The 18,680-nt window shown below is 65.1% G+C and carries 16 protein-coding genes; 4 read left to right on the forward strand and 12 right to left on the reverse strand.

The features are described 5' to 3' along the window. From N4G42_RS16055 to N4G42_RS16065, 3 genes are all read right to left on the reverse strand, one after another. Complete coding sequence (locus tag N4G42_RS16055; RefSeq protein ID WP_057223312.1) at window positions 1-876, reverse strand: branched-chain amino acid ABC transporter permease; 876 nt, start codon at window positions 874-876, stop codon at window positions 1-3. 92 nt (window positions 877-968) lie between these two features. Further along, window positions 969-2,189 (reverse strand): ABC transporter substrate-binding protein, encoded by a 1,221-nt coding sequence (locus N4G42_RS16060; protein ID WP_260667879.1) that lies wholly within the window; start codon window positions 2,187-2,189, stop codon window positions 969-971. 49 nt (window positions 2,190-2,238) lie between these two features. Beyond that, the gene (locus N4G42_RS16065; RefSeq protein WP_099730658.1) at window positions 2,239-3,471 is read right to left on the reverse strand and encodes a metal-dependent hydrolase family protein; all 1,233 of its coding nucleotides are present in this window, start codon (window positions 3,469-3,471) and stop codon (window positions 2,239-2,241) included. Between the two features lie 227 nt (window positions 3,472-3,698). On the opposite strand from N4G42_RS16065, the gene N4G42_RS16070 reads away from it, so the two are divergent. Next, complete coding sequence (locus N4G42_RS16070; protein ID WP_056064417.1) at window positions 3,699-4,658, forward strand: LysR substrate-binding domain-containing protein; 960 nt, start codon at window positions 3,699-3,701, stop codon at window positions 4,656-4,658. Window positions 4,659-4,715: 57 nt separating this feature from the next. Here the strand turns inward: N4G42_RS16070 and N4G42_RS16075 are convergent, their stop codons facing one another. From N4G42_RS16075 to N4G42_RS16100, 6 genes are all read right to left on the reverse strand, one after another. After that, window positions 4,716-6,269, reverse strand: coding sequence for a malonate--CoA ligase (locus tag N4G42_RS16075; RefSeq protein ID WP_260667880.1), 1,554 nt, complete (start codon window positions 6,267-6,269; stop codon window positions 4,716-4,718). Window positions 6,270-6,351: 82 nt separating this feature from the next. After that, window positions 6,352-7,155, reverse strand: coding sequence for an enoyl-CoA hydratase/isomerase family protein (locus N4G42_RS16080; RefSeq protein ID WP_260667881.1), 804 nt, complete (start codon window positions 7,153-7,155; stop codon window positions 6,352-6,354). 114 nt (window positions 7,156-7,269) lie between these two features. Beyond that, window positions 7,270-8,259, reverse strand: coding sequence for a Bug family tripartite tricarboxylate transporter substrate binding protein (locus tag N4G42_RS16085; protein ID WP_260667882.1), 990 nt, complete (start codon window positions 8,257-8,259; stop codon window positions 7,270-7,272). Between the two features lie 67 nt (window positions 8,260-8,326). Then, on the reverse strand, window positions 8,327-9,826 hold the full coding sequence (locus tag N4G42_RS16090; protein WP_260667883.1) for a malonyl-CoA decarboxylase: 1,500 nt from the start codon (window positions 9,824-9,826) through the stop codon (window positions 8,327-8,329). Beyond that, a complete protein-coding gene (locus N4G42_RS16095) occupies window positions 9,823-10,491 on the reverse strand; it encodes a GntR family transcriptional regulator (RefSeq protein WP_056064427.1) in 669 nt (222 codons plus the stop codon). The genes N4G42_RS16090 and N4G42_RS16095 overlap by 4 nt, the downstream gene beginning before the upstream one ends. Window positions 10,492-10,869: 378 nt before the next feature. Beyond that, window positions 10,870-11,787: a LysR family transcriptional regulator gene (locus tag N4G42_RS16100; RefSeq protein ID WP_260667884.1), complete on the reverse strand. Its 918-nt coding sequence runs from the start codon at window positions 11,785-11,787 to the stop codon at window positions 10,870-10,872. A 119-nt stretch (window positions 11,788-11,906) separates the two neighbouring features. Here N4G42_RS16100 and N4G42_RS16105 point away from each other — a divergent pair, with 119 nt between their 5' ends. Then, window positions 11,907-12,824 (forward strand): DMT family transporter, encoded by a 918-nt coding sequence (locus N4G42_RS16105; RefSeq protein ID WP_260667885.1) that lies wholly within the window; start codon window positions 11,907-11,909, stop codon window positions 12,822-12,824. A gap of 82 nt (window positions 12,825-12,906) precedes the next feature. Here N4G42_RS16105 and lgt read toward each other — a convergent pair whose 3' ends face one another. Both lgt and ilvD (N4G42_RS16115) read right to left on the reverse strand, forming a co-directional pair. Then, window positions 12,907-13,734 carry a prolipoprotein diacylglyceryl transferase gene (lgt, locus tag N4G42_RS16110; protein WP_260667886.1) on the reverse strand — a complete coding sequence of 276 codons (828 nt, stop codon included), beginning with the start codon at window positions 13,732-13,734 and terminating at the stop codon, window positions 12,907-12,909. A gap of 257 nt (window positions 13,735-13,991) precedes the next feature. Beyond that, window positions 13,992-15,851, reverse strand: coding sequence for a dihydroxy-acid dehydratase (ilvD, locus tag N4G42_RS16115; protein WP_260667887.1), 1,860 nt, complete (start codon window positions 15,849-15,851; stop codon window positions 13,992-13,994). A gap of 246 nt (window positions 15,852-16,097) precedes the next feature. On the opposite strand from ilvD (N4G42_RS16115), the gene ilvD (N4G42_RS16120) reads away from it, so the two are divergent. Beyond that, window positions 16,098-17,801: a dihydroxy-acid dehydratase gene (ilvD, locus tag N4G42_RS16120; protein ID WP_260667888.1), complete on the forward strand. Its 1,704-nt coding sequence runs from the start codon at window positions 16,098-16,100 to the stop codon at window positions 17,799-17,801. Between the two features lie 194 nt (window positions 17,802-17,995). Here the strand turns inward: ilvD (N4G42_RS16120) and N4G42_RS16125 are convergent, their stop codons facing one another. Next, window positions 17,996-18,238, reverse strand: coding sequence for a TIGR04438 family Trp-rich protein (locus tag N4G42_RS16125; protein ID WP_056747134.1), 243 nt, complete (start codon window positions 18,236-18,238; stop codon window positions 17,996-17,998). Between the two features lie 115 nt (window positions 18,239-18,353). On the opposite strand from N4G42_RS16125, the gene N4G42_RS16130 reads away from it, so the two are divergent. Continuing rightward, the gene (locus N4G42_RS16130; RefSeq protein ID WP_056064447.1) at window positions 18,354-18,659 is read left to right on the forward strand and encodes a c-type cytochrome; all 306 of its coding nucleotides are present in this window, start codon (window positions 18,354-18,356) and stop codon (window positions 18,657-18,659) included. Window positions 18,660-18,680: the final 21 nt, after the last annotated feature.

Here is an 18,680-nt window from a genome sequence, read left to right on the forward strand (position 1 = left end):
TTACCGCACCAGTTGCACGCGGCCCATAATGCCCGCCGGGCGCACCAGCAGCACCAGGGCCAACACCACAAACGACAGCACCAGCTTGTACGACGGCCCCATCAGTGGCACCGCCAGCTCTTGCGCCACGCACAGCAGCAGCGCACCCAGCACCGCGCCCACTGGGCTACCGATGCCGCCCAGCACCATGGCGGCAAACGCGGGGATCAGGCTCTCCCACCCCATCTCGGGGCTGACCACGGCCTTCATGCCCAGCAGCACGCCACCCAGTGATGACAACGCGCCCACCAGCAGCCACAAACTCAGCATCAACCCATTGGCGCGGATGCCGCTGGCCCGCGCCAGGTCCGCACTGTCGGCCACGGCACGCAGCTGGCGGCCAAAGCTGGTGCGGTAGATCAGCACAAACACCACCAGCAGGCAAACGGCGGCCACCGCCGCAATGGCCAGGTCGGTGGGCAACACGCGAATGCCGCCAAAGTTCCAGGCGCGCACCAGGGGCAGGTCAAACGTGCGCTGGTCATGCCCGGCAAAAAAACCGATCAGGCTGCGCAGCAAAAACCCGAGGCCAATGGCCGCGAGCATGGACGACACCATGGGCCGCCCGGCCAGCTTGCGAAAGATCAGCGTGTACGAGCCCGCCGACACCACGGCCGTGACCACCATGCTGATGAGCGCCGCCGCCCACAGCGGCCAGCCCCCCAACAGCTGCACCGCCACGGCAGCGTAGGCGCCGGTGGTGAGCATGTCGCCCGTGGCTGCGTTGGGAAAGCGGTTGACGCCCATCACCAGGGTCATGGCCAGGGCAGGCAGTGCCACCACCAGGCCTTCGATCAATCCGTTGATCAGCAGGTTTACAAAGTCGATCCAGGTCATTGCGTCATTCCGTCATCCCATGCACATCTGCGCTGTGCGCCGCAAAAAAATGCCCGGGACCTGCACCTGGCAGGCGCACCGGGCGCGGTCCATCACATCGTGATGGACACCACGTCGCGCCGCACCAGCTGGCCCTTTTCGATGATGAACACGCCAAAGTCCGGCGTCACATCACCCGCCTTGTCAAAGTCCAGCTTGCTCGATGCGCCTTCGTAGTTCACCTTGGCCTTTTTGGCCAGTTGCGCCTTGCCTTCGGCAAAGGTGAACACGGCCGTGCCGGGGGCGTTGGAGACATCGCGCATCTTGGCGTTGATCTGCTCTACCGTGGCCTTGGGACCAGCAGCCTCCATGGCCAGCGCCAGCGAGATCACCATGTCATACGCCATGGCGGCGTAGATGTTGGTGGAGGCCGCCTTGCCCGTGGCCTTGGTGAAGGCCGCGTCAAACTGGGCATAGGAAGCGCTCTTTTCGTTGGACACCGTGTCCACCGAAATGATGCCCTCGCACACCTCTGCGCCCAGGGCCTTCACCAGGTCGGGGTTGGCCGCCCAGCCGGGGATGATCCACTTGGTGTCGGCGCCGGCCTGGAACCACTCGCGCAGGATGATGGTGGTGTCGGGCAGGTACGAGCCCATCACGACCACGTCCGGCTTGGCGGCCAGAATCTTCTGCAGCTCGCTGCGGTAGCTGGGGCGGCTGGGTTCGTAGGTGACATGGGCCGCCACCTTGCCGCCGCGTTTCTCCCAGGCCTTGGTGAAGCCTTCCACGTTGCCCAGGCCGGATGCGTTGTTGAACGCCATGGTGGCCGGGCGCTTGAAGCCGCGCTTGGTGCAGATCTCGGCAAAGGCCGCGCCAAAGCGGTCGTTGGTGGCCTGAAAGCGCCACACCAGGTCCTTGGTGTCCAGCGTGGAAATGGCGGGCGCGCCCGACACGTTCATCTGGATGATGCCTGCCGCGTCGGTCAGCGGCATCACCGCCAGCGTCACGCCCGAGGCCCAGGTGCCCAGCACCGCCTGCACCTTGTTCACCTCGATCAGCTTCTTGGCGGCCAGCACTGCCGCGTCGGGCTTGGTCTGGTCGTCCTCGGTGAAGAGTTCGAGCTTGCGTCCACCGGCACCGCCCGCGGCATTGACCTCATCCACTGCCAGGCGAATGGCCTGCTGCATGCCCGGGCCGTAGGGGCTGCCTGCGCCGGTGATGGGCGTGAGCGAGCCAATGCGGAACACCTCACCCTGCTGGCTGAAACCGATGGAGGGAAGGAACTGCAGAGCCGCAGCGGCGCCGCCGAGCTTGACGAAATTTCTACGTTGCATGGTGATCTCCGGTAGGGGGGTGGGATGGGGGTGAGGGGATGAAAGGGACTCAAAGGGTGTTCTTGACCCACACGCCGTCCTTGGCGATGGCGCGAATGCGCTCGCCTTGGTTCAGCAGGCAGGTGATGTCGGTCAGCGGGTTGCCATCGACCAGCAAGATGTCGGCAATGGCACCGGCCGTGACTTCGCCCAGCTGGCCTTGCTGGCCCAGAATCTCCGCGCCAATCAGCGTGGCCTGCTGCAGCACCGGGCCGTTGCCCAGAATCTCCGCGCGCAGACGCAACTCGTCCGACTGCAGGTAATGTGTCTCGGCCAGCAAGTCGCTGCCCAGGCCCATCTTCACGCCCGCCTTGGCCAGGATCTCGATGGCCTGCTTGCCCTGACCCCGCACCGAATCGATCTTGGCAATCGACACCGCAGGCAGGCCATAACGCTCGCCCTCGTTGGCCAGGCCCTCGTAGGTAATGAGCGTGGGCACCATGAAAGCGCCCATCTCGGCCATGAACTCTGCCGTGGGCGCATCCACCAGATTGCCGTGCTCGATGGTGCGCACGCCGCAGCGCACGGCGCGGGCGATGGCGCGGGGCGTGTAGGCGTGGGCCATGACATAGGTGTTGGCATTGGATGCCTCTTCCACAATGGCGTGCAGCTCGGCTTCGGAATAGCCCAGGTTGCCAATCGGGTCGTTGGGCGAAGCCACGCCGCCCGAAGCCATCACCTTGATCTGCGTGGCGCCCTTCAGAATTTCTTCACGCACCGCCAGGCGGCAAGCGTCCACGCCATCGACCACGCGGCCGATGTTGCCGAGCTTGTAGGCGCACGAACACACATCCAGGTCATCGTTGCGCTGGCGGAAATCCGCATGCCCGCCGGTTTGCGACAGCGCCTTGCCCGCAGGGAAGATGCGCGGCCCCTGCACCAGCCCCGTGCGCACCGCCTCGGCCAGCGACCAGTCGGCGCCGCCCGCATCACGCACGGTGGTAAAGCCCCGCTCCAGCATGCCCTTCATGATGGGCAGCGAGCGCATCATGGTGAACACATTGGGCATCTTGGCCACGGCACCCAGGTTGAACGAAGACGCCACCACATGCACGTGGCAGTCGATCAGGCCGGGCATCAGGGTCATGCCCTTGGCGTCGAGCGTGGTGGTCCCTTCCGGCACCGGCAGGTCGGTGCCTACCGCTGCAATGCGGCCGTCCTGCACCAGAACGGACAGGCCGGTGCGCAGCGTGAGCGCGTGGACATCCAGCACACGGCTGTTTTCAATCAACAAAGAGGTCATGAGATTCGTCAAAGTGGGCGCGATGGCTTCAAAATTACTCATAGCCTGCTTTTTCAGGGGGCCATGAAGACCATCAAGCATCCATCTGGTGCATTGCAGCATCTACAGAGTGTGGCGCTTGACACGTTGCTGTCACAGAACGCATTTATCGGGCCAATTGCCCTTATCCGCAACGCCTAAAATCTCACCATCCCATGAGCCCTACTCATACCCCCTAGGCTACATCTATGCGCCGCCTGTGCCCCACCATCTCTGAGCTGAACGCCTTTCACTCCGCCGCCAAGCACCAGGCCTTCACCATGGCCGCGCGCGAGCTGTGCGTGACGCAAAGCGCCATCAGCCGCCACATCGCGGCGCTGGAGGACTACCTGGGCCAGAAGCTGTTCATCCGCAAAGCCACCGGGCTGGAGCTGACCGAGGCGGGGGCCACCTACCTCAACGCCACCCGCCCGGCCATGGCCGCGCTGGAATCTGCCACGGCACAGCTCATGTCGTACGGGGGCGATGGTGGCTCGCTCAACCTGTCGGTGCCGCCCACGTTTGCGGCGCAGTGGCTGTTTCCGCGCCTGGGCCACTTCAAGCGCACGCTGCCGCAGGTGTCACTGAACTTTGTGCGTTACCAGCACGCGCACGACTTTGCGACACCGCACGAGTTCGATGCTGCCATCCAGTACGGCTACGGCAACTGGCCCAGCGCCAATGCGCGCTACCTGATTGGCAAGGAAACCAGCATCGTGTGCAGCCCGCAACTGCAGGCCGCCCTGCCCCTGAACACCCCGCAAGATTTGATGCGCGCCACGCTGCTGCAGCACATTGAGGTGCCTCTGGCCTGGCAGGACTGGATGGAAGCCCACGGCCTGGACACCAGCGCCAGCCGCTTCGGGCCGGGCTTCAACCTGTATTCACTCATCATCCGCGCAGCGGTTTCAGGCTTTGGCGTTGGCATCGTGCCCACTTGCCTGGTGGAAGACGAACTGCAGGCAGGCACTCTGGTAGAGCCCCTGAAAGACCGCTTTGACAGCCCGCTGGGCTACTACCTGTGCGCGCCCACGGCACGCACCAACCTGTCGGTGTACCGGCTGGTGGCGGGGTGGCTGGAGCACTGCTGCAACCATGCCGAGGGCGCCGCGGCGCCAGCCGCTACGCCCTGCATTTTCTGCAACCCCCAGGCCTCTGCAGCGGGCTAGAGGCCTGTTCACAACACTATTTTTGCCAGTGCGAAGGCCTCCACTCGCGGGCCTGCCTCAGGCGAACAACCCTTTGTACTGATCCCGCAGCAGGTTCTTTTGCACCTTGCCCATGGTGTTGCGCGGCAGCTCGGACACCACGAAGCACTTCTTGGGGATCTTGAAGTTGGCCAACTGCGACTTGAGCTGGGCCACGATGGCATCGGCGTCCAGGCTGGCACCGGGCTTGGCAATGACCACGGCCACGCCCACTTCGCCAAAGTCAGGGTGTGGCACGCCGACCAGGGCGCTTTCGGCCACGCCGGGCATGTCGTTGATGTAGCCCTCGATCTCTGCAGGGTAGACGTTGTAGCCGCCGCTGATGATCAGGTCTTTGCTGCGGCCCACAATGTGCACGTAGCCGCGCTCGTCCACCTTGCCCACGTCGCCGGTCTTGAAGTAGCCATCCTTCGTGAACTCTTCGGCGGTCTTTTCGGGCATGCGCCAGTAGCCCTTGAACACGTTGGGGCCCTTGACCTGGATGCCGCCGATCTCGCCCACGGGCAGGTCTTTGCCATCATCGCCCTGCACGCGCAGGCTCACACCCGGCAGGGGGAAGCCCACGGTGCCGCCCCGGCGTTCATCCTGGCCCTTGTAGCGCTGGTCGGCGCTGTAGGGGTTGCTGGTGAGCATGATGGTTTCGCTCATGCCGTAGCGCTCCAGGATGGTGTGGCCGGTGCGTTGCTGCCATTCCTTGAAGGTCTCGATGAGCAGCGGAGCGGAGCCTGCGATGAACAGGCGCATGTTCTTCACAGCCTGTTTGTTCAAACCCGCCTCGGCCAGCATGCGCACGTAGAGCGTGGGCACGCCCATGAACACTGTGGCGCGGGGCATAGCGGCGATGACGGCCTTGGGGTCAAACTTGGCCATCCAGATCATCTTGCTGCCGTTGATGAGCGCGCCATGGATGGCCACGAACAGGCCATGCACGTGGAAGATGGGCAACGCGTGGATGAGCACGTCGCCCTTCTTCCAGCCCCAGTAGTCCTTGAGCATGACGGCATTGCTGAGCATGTTGCCGTGCGTGAGCATGGCGCCCTTGCTGCGGCCGGTGGTGCCGCTGGTGTACAGGATGGCGGCCAGGTCGTCGGCGCTGCGGGACACGGCCTGGTGCTCGTCGCCGTGGTGCGCTGCACGCTCCAGCAGGCTGCCGGTACGGTCGTCACCCAGGGTGAAGACATGCTGCGTGCCCAGGGTGAAGGCAATCTTGCTGACCCAGCCAAAGTTGCCGGGCGAGCACACCACCACGGCCGGCTCGGCGTTGCCGATGAAGTATTCGATCTCGGCGCTTTGGTAGGCGGTGTTGAGCGGCAAAAAGACGTAGCCCGCACGCAGCGTGGCCAGGTACAGCGCCATGGCTTCGACCGACTTTTCGACCTGCACGGCCACGCGGCTGCCTTCGGGCAGCTTGAGCGATGCAAGCAGGTTGGCGATGCGGGCGCTGGCGCGGTCCAGATCGCGCCAGGTGTAGAACAGCGGGGTGCCGTCTGCCGCCGTGGTCTCAACGGCAGTGCTGTCCAGGTCGGACGGGAACGCGGCGCGCAGGGCGCTGAAGAGGTTGTGTTGGCTCATGGCTCAGACTTCAGTGGGCTGGGTGGCTGGGTTGAGAGGTTGGGACTGACTGAATGGGAGAAAGCGGGGACGGAGGCGCCGGTCAGAACACCGCCGCGCGCTTGTCCAGAAAGGCAGAGATCCCTTCGCGGTGCTCGGCGCTGGCGGCGTAGGCATAGGGGTCGGCAGGGCCATTTACTATGTTTTCAATAGCAGACAAGGCATGATTTTGTAGCGCTACAGGCGCTTTCAGCGCCCGAAACGTCTGTTTGTTCATGCGGGCGGCCTGGGGCGCCAGCGCGGCAATGCGCTGGGCACTGCCCAGGGCTTCGGTGGCCACCATGTCGTCGGCCACCACCCGGCTCAGAAAGCCGCGTGCCAGCATGTCGGGGGCGCTGAAGGTGGCGGCCTCCAGCAGCATCTGGCGTGCGGTCACGTCGCCCACTGCACCTGCCACCAGCTGCGCCTCGCGCGGGGCCATCGGAAAGCCCAGCTTGGCAATCGGTGCGCCAAAACGCGCGCCATTGCCCGCCACCCGGATGTCGCAGCAGCTGGCAATCTCCACGCCGGCACCCATGCAGGCGCCGCTGATCTGGGCCACGATGGGCACGTCGCACTGCAGCATGGCATTGAGCCCACCCCACACGTCGTTTTCATGAAAGTCGCGCAGCGCGGCCGCGTCAAAACGGAAGCCGGGGTACTCCGAAATGTCTCCGCCCGCACAGAACGCCCCGCCCTCGCCCGCGATGAGCACACAGCGCGCATCGGCAGAGCGCTGCACATCTTCAAACACCGCACGCAACTGCCGCCACATGGGCCGCGACATGGCGTTCAGCCGCCCGGTGTGGCGCAGGGTGACATGCACCACCCCGCTCTCACCCGCATTCATCAACACTTCACCAGACATCCTGGTATCCATTTCCTTCATATACCGCCCGCGACCTTCTCACCCCGCCATGCCATCGCCAGCGCCACCGTGGAACTGGCTTTGGCAGGCCACGGATGGCGTTCTCCTTGGGGGTTAGTCCAGCTTTGCGCCAGACGCCTTCACCACCGCCGCCCAGCGCTTGACCTCACTGCTCACAAACGCGCCAAACTGCTGCTGCGTCATGCCGCCGTAGTCCGCGCCGTTGCTGGCCCAGACGGCCTTGAGTTCATCGGCGGTGCCCAGGCGCTTGATCTCGTCCACGATGCGGGCCTGCACGTCGGCCGGTGTGCCTTTGGGCGCCCACAGGCCGTACCAGGTGGTCACGGTGTAGTCGGGCAGGCCCACTTCGGAGGCGCAGGGCACGTCAGGGAATGCGGGGTTGCGCTTGGCGCCGGACACCATCAGCGCCTTGATACGGCCGCTCTTGATGTGATTGGCTGACGAGCCCAGGCCGTCGAACATCATGTCCACGTTGCCGCCAATGAGATCCTGCAGCGCGGGGCCCGCGCCCCGGTAGGGGATGTGGGTGATGAAGGTGCCCGTCTGCTGCTTGAACAGCTCACCCGCCAGATGGTGCGAGGTGCCTGCTCCGGCCGAACCGTAGTTGAGCTTGGCAGGGTTGCGCTTGATGTAGTCCAGAAACTGCTTGAAGTTGGTGGACGGCGTCTTGGGATTGACCACCAGCACCTGGGGCACGTTGGCCAGCAGCGCCAGGGGAATGAAGTCTTTCTCAATGTCGTAGTCGAGCTTGGGGTACATCGCAGGGGCAATCGCGTGGTGCACGGCGCCCATGAACAGCGTGTAGCCATCGGGCGCCGCCTTGGACGCAATGCTGGCACCCAGCGTGCCCCCGGCGCCCCCCCGGTTGTCGATCACCAGCGTCTTGCCCGTGCTTTTGGAAAACTGCGCAGCCAGCGGCCGGGCAAACGCATCGGTGCCGCCACCGGCGGGGAACGGCACCACCACCGTCACGGGCTTGCTGGGCCAGGTGCTTTGGGCCCAGCTGTTGCTGCTGGCCAGGCCCAGGCCTGCAGCCGCCGCGCCGAGCAATACACCCCGGCGTTGGATTCGCGAATCAGTCATTCCTTGTCTCCTGTCGTTGTAAAAATACGCGGTCACTGGTCCGCCCGGCATCTTGCCGGCCGCCCCGTCAGTCGCGGCAAAGGCTGTCGATGTCCCCCGACACTGGCACCTTGCCCTGCGCAAGCAAGCTGCGATGCTTGTCGATGCGCTTCAAGTCGTACAGGTAGTTCACCATGAGCCCGTACGATTGTTTCTGCCCCTTGCTGGACGGGTCACCCGCCCAGTTCAGGCGCTCTACCCGCGCGCCGTTGCCCAGGTGGAAGCGGGCCACGGGGTCTGCCGGTTTTCCCTCTTGCAGCTCGCGGCCCAGATAGTACGCGGCGCATTCCAGCAGCATCTGGCGCACGGGGGATTTGGCGTCCAGCTCCAGCGCCTTGTCCACCGCCCCGAGCAAATGCGTGGCCTGCGGCGGCTCGAAGCCCACCGCGCGGCCCAGCTCGCTGCGGCGCTTGTCGTCCAGGCGGTCCAGCATGGCCCCTGCATGTTTGCCCAGCCAAGCGCGGAAACCCGGAATGGGCGACAGCGTGGCAAAGGTGCGCAGGCGCGGGAACTCGGCCGTGAGCGTTTCCACCACATGCTTGATGAGCGAGTCGCCAAAGCTCACGCCGCGCAGCCCCGTTTGCGTGTTGCTGATGGAATAGAAGATGGCCGTGGTGGCCCGTGTGATGTCCACTGGCGCAGCGGCCTCGTCCAGCAGCGGCGTGATGCTGGCCGAGATCTTGTCCACCAGCGCCACCTCCACAAAGATCAGCGGCTCGTTGGGCAGGCGCGGGTGGAAGAAGCCATAGCAGCGGCGGTCGCTGTCCAGCCGGTTCTTCAAGTCGGCCCAGCTGCGGATGTCGTGCACGGCCTCGTACTTGATGAGCTTTTCGAGCAGCGAGGCGGGCGAGTCCCACGACAGCCGGCGCAGCTCCAGAAAAGCCACGTCGAACCAGGTCGAAAACAGGTGCTCCAGCTCTGCATCGAGTGGCAGCAGGCGCTTGTCGGCCTTGAGCAGCGGCAGGATTTCTGCGCGCATGTCCACCAGAAAACGCATGCCCTCGGGGAACGCCGAAAACCGCTGCAGCAGCCGCGTGCGGGGCGATACCAGCGCACGGCGCAGGCTGATCTCGGCCTGCCCTTCTTCGGCCGTGCCCGCCGCCGCTTCGTAGCGCTGGCGGGCGGACTTGAAGCGCGTGGCATCCGGTGCGAACTGCTCGCACATCAGCAGCCACATGTCGCGCCTTTCCTCGGGCTCGGCCTTCGCATACCAGTCGGCCACGGCCTGGGCGCGGCGGCCGCCTTCGATTTCGCTCACCTGGGGCGCCACCACCTCCTGCAGGTCGGCCAGCAGACGGCGCAATGCGCGGGGCGACAACGCCTCCTGGCCGCGCCGCAGGGTGGCCTGCAGGCGCTCGTTGGTAGAACGCGGCACCGCGACCTTGGCGACCACATCGGTCACGGTTTTGTCGAGTGAGGCCTTGGCAGACTTGTCGGCGGTCTTGTCCCCCGCCTTGTCGGCGGCAGGCGCGGCAGTGCGCAGGCGTGACACGCTGCGGGCGATCCATTCGGGAGTGCTGTTGATCATGGGGTCAACCTCGATTGCTGGTTGCGGGCTACATCGCGCAGCGCATCGCGCTGGCGCAACAGATGGGTGCGCATGGCCTCCTCGGCCGCGTCGCAGTCGCGCGCCTTGAGCGCGGCAAACACGGCCAGATGCTCTGCCAGGCTTTGCTGCATGCGCCCAGGGGCATGCAGCGTCTTGTGGCGTGCCAGCCGCAGGATCTTGCGCAGGTCGCCAATCACCTGGGCCAGCCAGCGGTTGTCCGCCAGCGTGATGAAGGCCTCGTGGATGGCGTAGTTCGCTTCGTAGTAGTCAGTCATGCGCCCATCGGCCGCGCACTGTTGCAGGCGCTCGTGCAGCAGCTCCAGCGCGGCAATGTCGGCCGCCACGGCCTTGCGCGTGGCCTCGTGTGCGGCACGCCCCTCCAGCAACGCGATGACGGGAAAGATGTTGTCCAGATCGCTCTCGGTGACCTCGGCCACAAAACAACCCCGGCGCGGCTCATGGCGCAGCAGCCCCTCGGCCACCAGCACCTTGAGCGCTTCGCGCAGCGGGGTGCGCGAGATCTCCAGCCGCTCGCACAAGGCCGCCTCGTCCAGAAAGCTGCCGGGCGGCAAGGCGCCCGCAAAAATCTGCTCCCGCAGCCGGGAGGCGACTTCGTCGTGCAGTGAATTCGGGACAGGACGCATGTAAAACAAGGCTCCAGGGCACCAACCCGCGAGGCATCGGCTGTCAGCGGCAGAAGCACGGTGCAGGCCGAATGCCTGCAACACACCATTAACAGCTGACAACAGAGGCGATTGCCTCGCCATGTGTGTAATTTCTCATAATTACGCAAAATGACAAGGTGTAAACCCTGATTTGCAGACTTTGGTTACACAAAAGACGGCGGCTGCGGTGGTTGCGCAACGCTGCGTGCCACATAGCAGCAAGGGTGGCGAACTTTGCTGCTGGACCCAAGGCACCGTCGTCGGGCGATCAGAGCCCCGGGCCAGATGAGCGGCCGAGGGCGCAACACCCGCTGCGCCCACCGCACGGTCGCCCTGCCCTCGCGCCCCTCACCCGCTTCACTCCACGCCCGCAAAACCTTCCACCAGGTGGTCGATCCACACCCGCAGCTTGGCGGGCAGAAACCGGTGGGACGGGTACAGCACCCAGGCCGTGCCCGCGTACGAGGTCTTGTGCTCCCAGTCGGGCAGCACGGTCACCAGGTCACCCCGCGCCAACGCAGCGCGCGCGGTAAATCCCGGCAGGCTGGCAATGCCCAGGTGGCTCAGCGCGGCCTCCAGCCGCACCTCGCTGTGGTTGGCCACATAGCGCCCGCGCACAGCCACCGTGGCGGATTCGCCTGCGCGCTCGAAGCGCCAGTGCCGGTCGCGCTCGTCCTCGCCCAGGGTGATGCAGGCGTGGTGCTCCAGGTCGCGCGGGTGCTGGGGGTGGCCCTGCTCAGCCAGGTAATGCGGGCTGGCGCAAACCAAATGACGCAACGTGGCCAGCGGCCGCCCGGCCAGGCCCGGGGGTGGCGTGTCGGTCACGCGCAGGGCCAGGTCGATGGGTTCCTCGAACAGGTCCACCGTGCGGTCGGTGATGAGCAGTTGCACATCGACCTCGGGGTATTTCTGCAAAAACGGCAGCACCAGGGGGTGAACGAGTTGGCGCCCCACCGCCTTGGCCATGCTCATGCGCACCATCCCCGATGGCGAGGCAGAGTGGGTGTCGCTCAGCGCCCACACCTCGCGCGCGGCAGACACCATGTCCTGGCAGCGGCTGTAGACCGCCGTGCCCGCATCGGTCAGCCGCAGCTTGCGGGTGGTGCGCTCCAGCAGGCGCACGCGCAGCGCCCCTTCCAGCCGAGCCACCTGGCGGCTGACCGCCGACGGGGTGATGCCCAGCTGCCGCGCGGCGGCCGAGAAGCTGCCCGCATCCACCACACGCGCAAACACCGCCATGTCGGGGAGACTGTCCAGGGGTTGATTGATGCGCATGAGGAACAAGTGCAGTTCTTTGACGGCGATTATCAATGCATGGACGCAAATTGATAATTTCCCCAGCCCATCGTCGCCACGCGCGGCGCCCCCCCTGCCTCCACCCCAATCTGCGTCCCATGTCACACACCCTGCCCCTGTCCGCCCCTTCCCCGCTGGCCCCGCGCCTTTCTGACCTGGCCTTGCTGCTGGTCGCCGTGGTGTGGGGCACCAGCTATGGCGTGGCCAAGGGGGCCCTGGTGTTCTACCCGGCGCTGGGTTTTTTGGCCGTGCGCTTCCTCCTGACCTTTGTGGTGCTGCTCCCGGCCCTGCTGCGCGCCACTGCGCCCGAGCGGCGCGACGCGCTGGTGGCCGGTCTGCCGCTGGGTGGGCTGATGCTGGGCATCTTTCTGTGCGAGACCTTTGGCCTGGCGCTCACGCAGGCCAGCAATGCCGCGTTTTTGATCAGTCTGTGCGTGGTGTTCACACCGTTTGCCGAGTGGTGGCTGCTGCGCCAGCGGCCCGAGCGTGTGATGTTTGGTTTTGCCGCCGTCTCCCTGCTCGGCGCAGCCCTGCTCAGCGGGGGGTACACCGGCCAGTGGGGTTGGGGCGACGCCCTGATGCTGGCGGCCGCCGTGCTGCGTGCCATCACCGTGTGCCAGACCACGCGGCTCACCCGTCGCCGCAACGCACCCGTGCTGGCCCTCACGGCGGTGCAGTCGGGCGTGATCGGGGTGGGCTGCCTGCTGCTGGCGCTGGCTTTGCCGGGCAAGCTGCCCCCGCTGCCGTCGCTCACCCAAGCCAGCGCTTTCTGGTGGGCCTGCGTCTACCTGGTGGCGGGCTGCACGGTGTTTGCCTTTGTGGCCCAGAACTGGGCGCTGCGCCACAGCTCGCCCACGCGGGTGGGCTTGCTGACCAGCAGCGAGCCCGCCTTTGGCGCGCTGTTTGCGGTGTTCTGGCTGGGAGAGCAGCTCAGCGTCACGGGCTGGGTGGGCGGTGCACTCATCGTGGGGGCCGCCCTGTGGACGATGGCGCGGCGGGGTGATGCGCGGCATTGACCGCCTGCTTACCCGCCACTCGGTCCAATCACTACCAATTTGATAGCTGCTCGGGCATGAAACACCGGCGCTATCGCCCGTTTTACCTTGAAACCAACGCCCCCATCGGCTGCCGCTGTGCCCACACCCACATCACTGCGCCACCCACGACCATGGGCACACACAGCCACTGTCCCATGCTCATGCCCAGCGACAGGATGCCCAGGAAGGCGTCGGGCTCGCGGAAATATTCGGCAATGAAGCGGAACACACCGTAGCCAAACAGGAAAGCGGCAGCCACCTGGCCAGGGCGACGCTCCTTGCGGGCATACAGCCACAGCAGGATGAACAGCAGCAATCCTTCCATCAGGAACTGGTAGACCTGCGAAGGGTGGCGCGGCTGCATGGAGCCGCTGTGCGCAAACACCATGCCCCAGGGCAGATCGGGGCTGGCAAAGCGACCCCACAGTTCGCCGTTGATGAAGTTGCCTACCCGCCCTGCCGCCAACCCCGTGGGCACGCAGGGCGCCACAAAATCAGCCACCTGCAGCCAGGGGCGCTGACGCGAATGGGCAAACCACAGCATCGAAACCACCACACCCAGCAGCCCGCCATGGAAGGCCATGCCGCCCTGCCACACGGCAAAAATTTCCAGCGGGTGGCTCAGGTAGTAGCCCGGCTTGTAGAACAGGCAGTAGCCCAGCCGCCCGCCAATGACCACGCCAGCCACCCCCAAAAAGAGGATGTCTTCCACATCCTTACGCGTCCAGGCGCCGGGCCCCGTGATGGAGGCAAAGGGCGGGTGCCGCAAGCGCCGGATGCCCAGCAGCATGAACAGGCCAAAGGCCGCAAGATAGGTCAGGCCATACCAGTGCACAGCCAGTGGGCCGATCTGCAGGGCGACGGGGTCGATGTGGGGATAGGTCAACATGGTGGCGGGTATTGTGCCCGCGCTGGGGATGACCCCGCAGTCAGGGCCTACTGCCTCGGGCAAGACCACCGGGTGGCCGCTGCCGCGCCAGAACGATCAGTTGGACCCACACAACCCTTTTTTGAATAAAAAGCCGAGGAAGCGCTAGTCCATCATGCGCTGACAGCTATCAAAAGTAGAGCATCCATAAAAAAGCCGCGCCCTAAGGGCGCGGCTTCTAAGCGGCAGCAGGGCTCTTGGCCCTGCAAGGCTGCCCCTCAGTCGTCCAGCAGCGACAAATCGCGCACGGCGCCCTTGTCGGCAGACATCACCAGCTTGGCATAAGCCTTGAGCGCGGCCGACACCTTGCGCGGGCGTGGCTGCGCAGGCTTCCAGCCTTTGGCGTTCTGTGCTTCGCGGCGGCGGGCCAGCTCTTCATCGCTCACCAGCACGTTGATCGTGCGGTTGGGGATGTCGATGCGGATGCGGTCGCCGTTCTGCACCAGTCCGATGGCACCGCCCGCAGCGGCTTCCGGCGAGCAGTGGCCAATCGACAGGCCCGAAGTGCCACCCGAGAAGCGCCCGTCCGTCAGCAGCGCGCAGGCCTTGCCCAGGCCCTTGGACTTGATGTAGCTGGTGGGGTAGAGCATTTCCTGCATGCCGGGGCCGCCCTTGGGGCCCTCATAGCGCACGATGACCACGTCACCGGCCTTGACCTTGTCGGCCAGGATGTTGGCCACGGCCTCGTCCTGCGACTCGGTGACATGGGCCGTACCCTCAAACACCAGGATGCTTTCGTCCACACCGGCCGACTTGACCACGCAGCCGTCCACCGCAATGTTGCCGGTCAGCACGGCCAGGCCGCCCTCTTTGCTGAAGGCGTGGTCGTACGAGCGGATGCAGCCCTCGGCGCGGTCCAGGTCCAGGCTGGGCCAGCGCGTGTTCTGGCTGAACGCCACCTGGGTGGGGATGCCTGCGGGGCCCGCCATGTAGAAGGTGCGCACGGCGTCGTCCTGCGTGCGCACGATGTCCCACTGGTCCAGCGCCTCCTTCAGTGTGGCGGTGTGCACGGTGGGCACATCGGTGTGCAGCTTGCCCGCACGGTCCAGCTCGCCCAGGATGGCCATGATGCCGCCTGCGCGGTGCACGTCTTCGAGGTGGTACTTGTTGGTGTTGGGCGCCACCTTGCACAGCTGCGGCACCACGCGCGAAAGGCGGTCGATGTCGGCCATGGTGAAGGGGATCTCGGCCTCTTTGGCAATCGCCAGCAGGTGCAGGATGGTATTGGTGGAGCCGCCCATGGCAATGTCCAGCGTCATGGCGTTTTCAAACGCCTTGAAGCCCACCGAGCGGGGCAGCACGCGTTCGTCGTCCAGCTCGTAGTACTGCTTGGCCAGGTCCACGATGCGGCGGCCTGCGCGCTTGAAGAGCTGCTCGCGGTCGGCGTGGGTGGCCACCACCGTGCCGTTGCCGGGCAGCGACAGGCCCAGCGCCTCGGTCAGGCAGTTCATGGAGTTGGCGGTGAACATGCCCGAGCACGAACCGCAGGTGGGGCAGGCCGAGCGCTCGACCTCGGCCACATCGGCGTCGGAGTAGTTGGTGTCGGCGGCAATCACCATCGCGTCCACCAGGTCGAGCTTCTTGAACTCCATGACCTTGGTGACCGGGTTGGCCAGGCGGGTCTTGCCCGCTTCCATGGGGCCACCCGAAACGAAGATCACCGGGATGTTCAGGCGCATGGCGGCCATCAGCATGCCGGGGGTGATCTTGTCGCAGTTGGAAATGCAGACCATGGCATCGGCGCAGTGCGCGTTGACCATGTATTCGACCGAGTCGGCAATGATGTCGCGGCTGGGCAGCGAGTACAGCATGCCGTCGTGGCCCATGGCGATGCCGTCGTCCACGGCAATGGTGTTGAACTCCTTGGCCACGCCCCCAGCGGCTTCGATCTCGCGGGCCACCAGCTGGCCCAGGTCCTTCAGGTGCACGTGGCCGGGCACGAACTGGGTGAACGAATTGACCACCGCGATGATCGGCTTGCTGAAGTCATCGTCTTTCATGCCGGTGGCGCGCCACAGGGAACGCGCGCCTGCCATGTTGCGACCGGCGGTGGAGGTTTTGGAACGGTAGATGGGCATCGTGCTGGCTTCTGATAAATCGCTGGAAGGGAAGCGGGCCGGACTCATAAAGGCCCCTCGCGCGCCCGTGCAGACAACCTCTTGAGCCGTGCCGGGGGCAAACCTGTCAATTATCGCCCAGCCCCACCGGCCCGCCCGGGGCGGTGGCGTTGGGGATTGCGGGGGCAGCCCCCACGCGCTGCGACGGCGCTGGCAGAATGATCCATTCCGCTCCAGCCCCCAACCCCGAGACCAGGACGCCCCACGATGACCGACTCCAGCAAGCCCTCCGCGCCCATCAACCGCCGCAGCGCCAATATCACCCAGGGCAAGTCGCGTGCGCCCAACCGCTCCATGTACTACGCCATGGGGTATGAGGAAGGCGACTTCGTGAAACCCATGGTGGGCGTGGCCAATGGCCACAGCACCATCACGCCCTGCAACAGCGGCCTGCAAAAGCTGGCCGACGCGGCCATCGCTGGCATCGAGGAAGCGGGTGGCAACGCCCAGGTGTTCGGCACCCCCACCATCAGCGACGGCATGGCCATGGGCACCGAAGGCATGAAGTACAGCCTGGTGAGCCGTGAAGTCATCAGCGACTGCATCGAGACCTGCGTGGGCGGTCAGTGGATGGACGGTGTGCTGGTGGTCGGCGGATGCGACAAGAACATGCCCGGCGGCCTGATGGGCATGCTGCGCGCCAACGTACCCGCCATCTATGTGTATGGCGGCACCATCCTGCCCGGCCACTACCAGGGCAAGGACCTGAACATCGTGAGCGTGTTCGAGGCCGTGGGCGAGAACGCTGCGGGCAAGCTCAGCGACTTTGACCTGAAGGAAATCGAGAAACGCGCCATCCCGGGCACGGGCTCGTGCGGCGGCATGTACACCGCCAACACCATGAGCAGCGCGTTCGAGGCCCTGGGCATCAGCCTGCCCTATTCATCCACCATGGCCAACCCGCACGACGAGAAGATGAACTCGGCCAAGGAGTCGGCCAAGGTGCTGATCGAGGCCATCAAGAAGGACATCAAGCCGCGCGACATCGTGACCCGTAAATCCATCGAGAACGCCGTGGCTGTGATCATGGCCACGGGCGGCTCGACCAACGCGGTGCTGCACTTCCTGGCGATTGCCCATGCGGCAGGCGTGGAGTGGAGCATCGACGACTTCGAGCGCGTGCGCGTGAAGACCCCCGTGCTGTGCGACCTCAAGCCCAGCGGCAAATACCTGGCGGTGGATCTGCACCGTGCAGGGGGCATCCCTCAGGTCATGAAGATCTTGCTGAACGCAGGCCTGCTGCATGGCGACTGCCTCACCATCGAAGGCAAGACGATTGCCGAGGTGCTGAAGGACGTGCCGGACGAGCCCCGCGCCGACCAGGACGTGATTCGTCCTATCGACAAGCCTATGTACGCGCAAGGCCACCTGGCCATCCTCAAGGGCAACCTGAGCCCCGAAGGCGCGGTGGCAAAGATCACGGGCTTGAAGAACCCCGTCATCACCGGCCCGGCCCGCGTGTTTGACGACGAACAATCCGCACTCGAAGCCATCCTGGCGGGCAAGATCAAGGCCGGTGACGTGATGGTGTTGCGGTACCTGGGCCCCAAGGGCGGCCCCGGCATGCCAGAAATGCTGGCACCCACCGGTGCGCTGATCGGCGCAGGCTTGGGTGAGAGCGTGGGCCTGATCACCGATGGCCGCTTCTCCGGCGGCACCTGGGGCATGGTGGTCGGCCACGTGGCACCCGAAGCCGCAGCCGGGGGCACGATTGCTTTCGTCAACGAAGGCGACAGCATCACCATCGACGCACGCCAGCTGCTGCTGGAGCTGAACGTGCCCGAGGCAGAAATCGCCAAGCGCCGCGCCGCCTGGACGGCACCTGCACCGCGCTACACCCGGGGCGTGCAAGCCAAGTTTGCGTTCAACGCGTCCAGCGCGAGCAAAGGAGCCGTGCTGGACGCCTATTGATCGCGCTGAGGCTGCGCACCGGCGGGTGGCGAGAAGACGGTTGAGGCTCCGGCGGACGTCTTTATCCTGGTGGTCGGTTCACAACAAAAAGCCCGCAGTACGCCATGTACTGCGGGCTTTTTGTTGAATAGACGACGAGAACAAGTCATCGCGCAAACCACCATGAGCCCCTTGCAGCGGGGCCAGGGCCAGTGTCAGCGCGGCTTGCGTGGGCGAATGCCCAAGGCTTCCTTGTGTTTGTTGATGCGGTCCTTCTTGCGCTGATCCATCTTTTCCATGGCCTTGCGCTTGGTGTAGCCGGTGGAATCAGCCCAGGCCCACCACAGCGCCGTGGCAGCAAAGGGTGCCAGCACCCACCACCAAGACCACGTGGCCACGGGGCCGATCTCGAAATATTTCAGTGCCAGCATGAGAAGGGACAGACCCAGCAGATACATCGCTCTCTCCAAAGAATGCCGCGAAAAGCGGGATTGACCAGGGACAACTGCGTGTCAACCCAAGTCACTACAATCGCATTAAAAGCACTGTAACTCAACCACAGGAATTCCCACCATGAAGCGTTCCCTGATCACACTCGCCTTGACGCTGTCGGTTGCGGCACCCGCGATGGCCGACCTGGCCTTGGCCACCTCCAAGAACTGCATGGCTTGCCACGCAGTGGACAAGAAACTGGTGGGGCCTGCCTACAAGGACGTGGCAGCCAAATACGCTGGCCAGAAGGACGCCGTGGACAAGCTGGCTGCCAAGATCGTCAAGGGTGGCTCTGGCGTGTGGGGTCCAGTACCCATGCCCGCCAATGCGCAAGTGAATGACGCCGAAGCGAAGAAGCTGGCGGCCTGGGTGCTGACGCAAAAGTAATTTGCCGCCCTTGTGGTGGCC

This window comes from Acidovorax sp. K2F, from assembly GCF_025246485.1.
Lineage (GTDB): Bacteria > Pseudomonadota > Gammaproteobacteria > Burkholderiales > Burkholderiaceae_C > Acidovorax > Acidovorax delafieldii.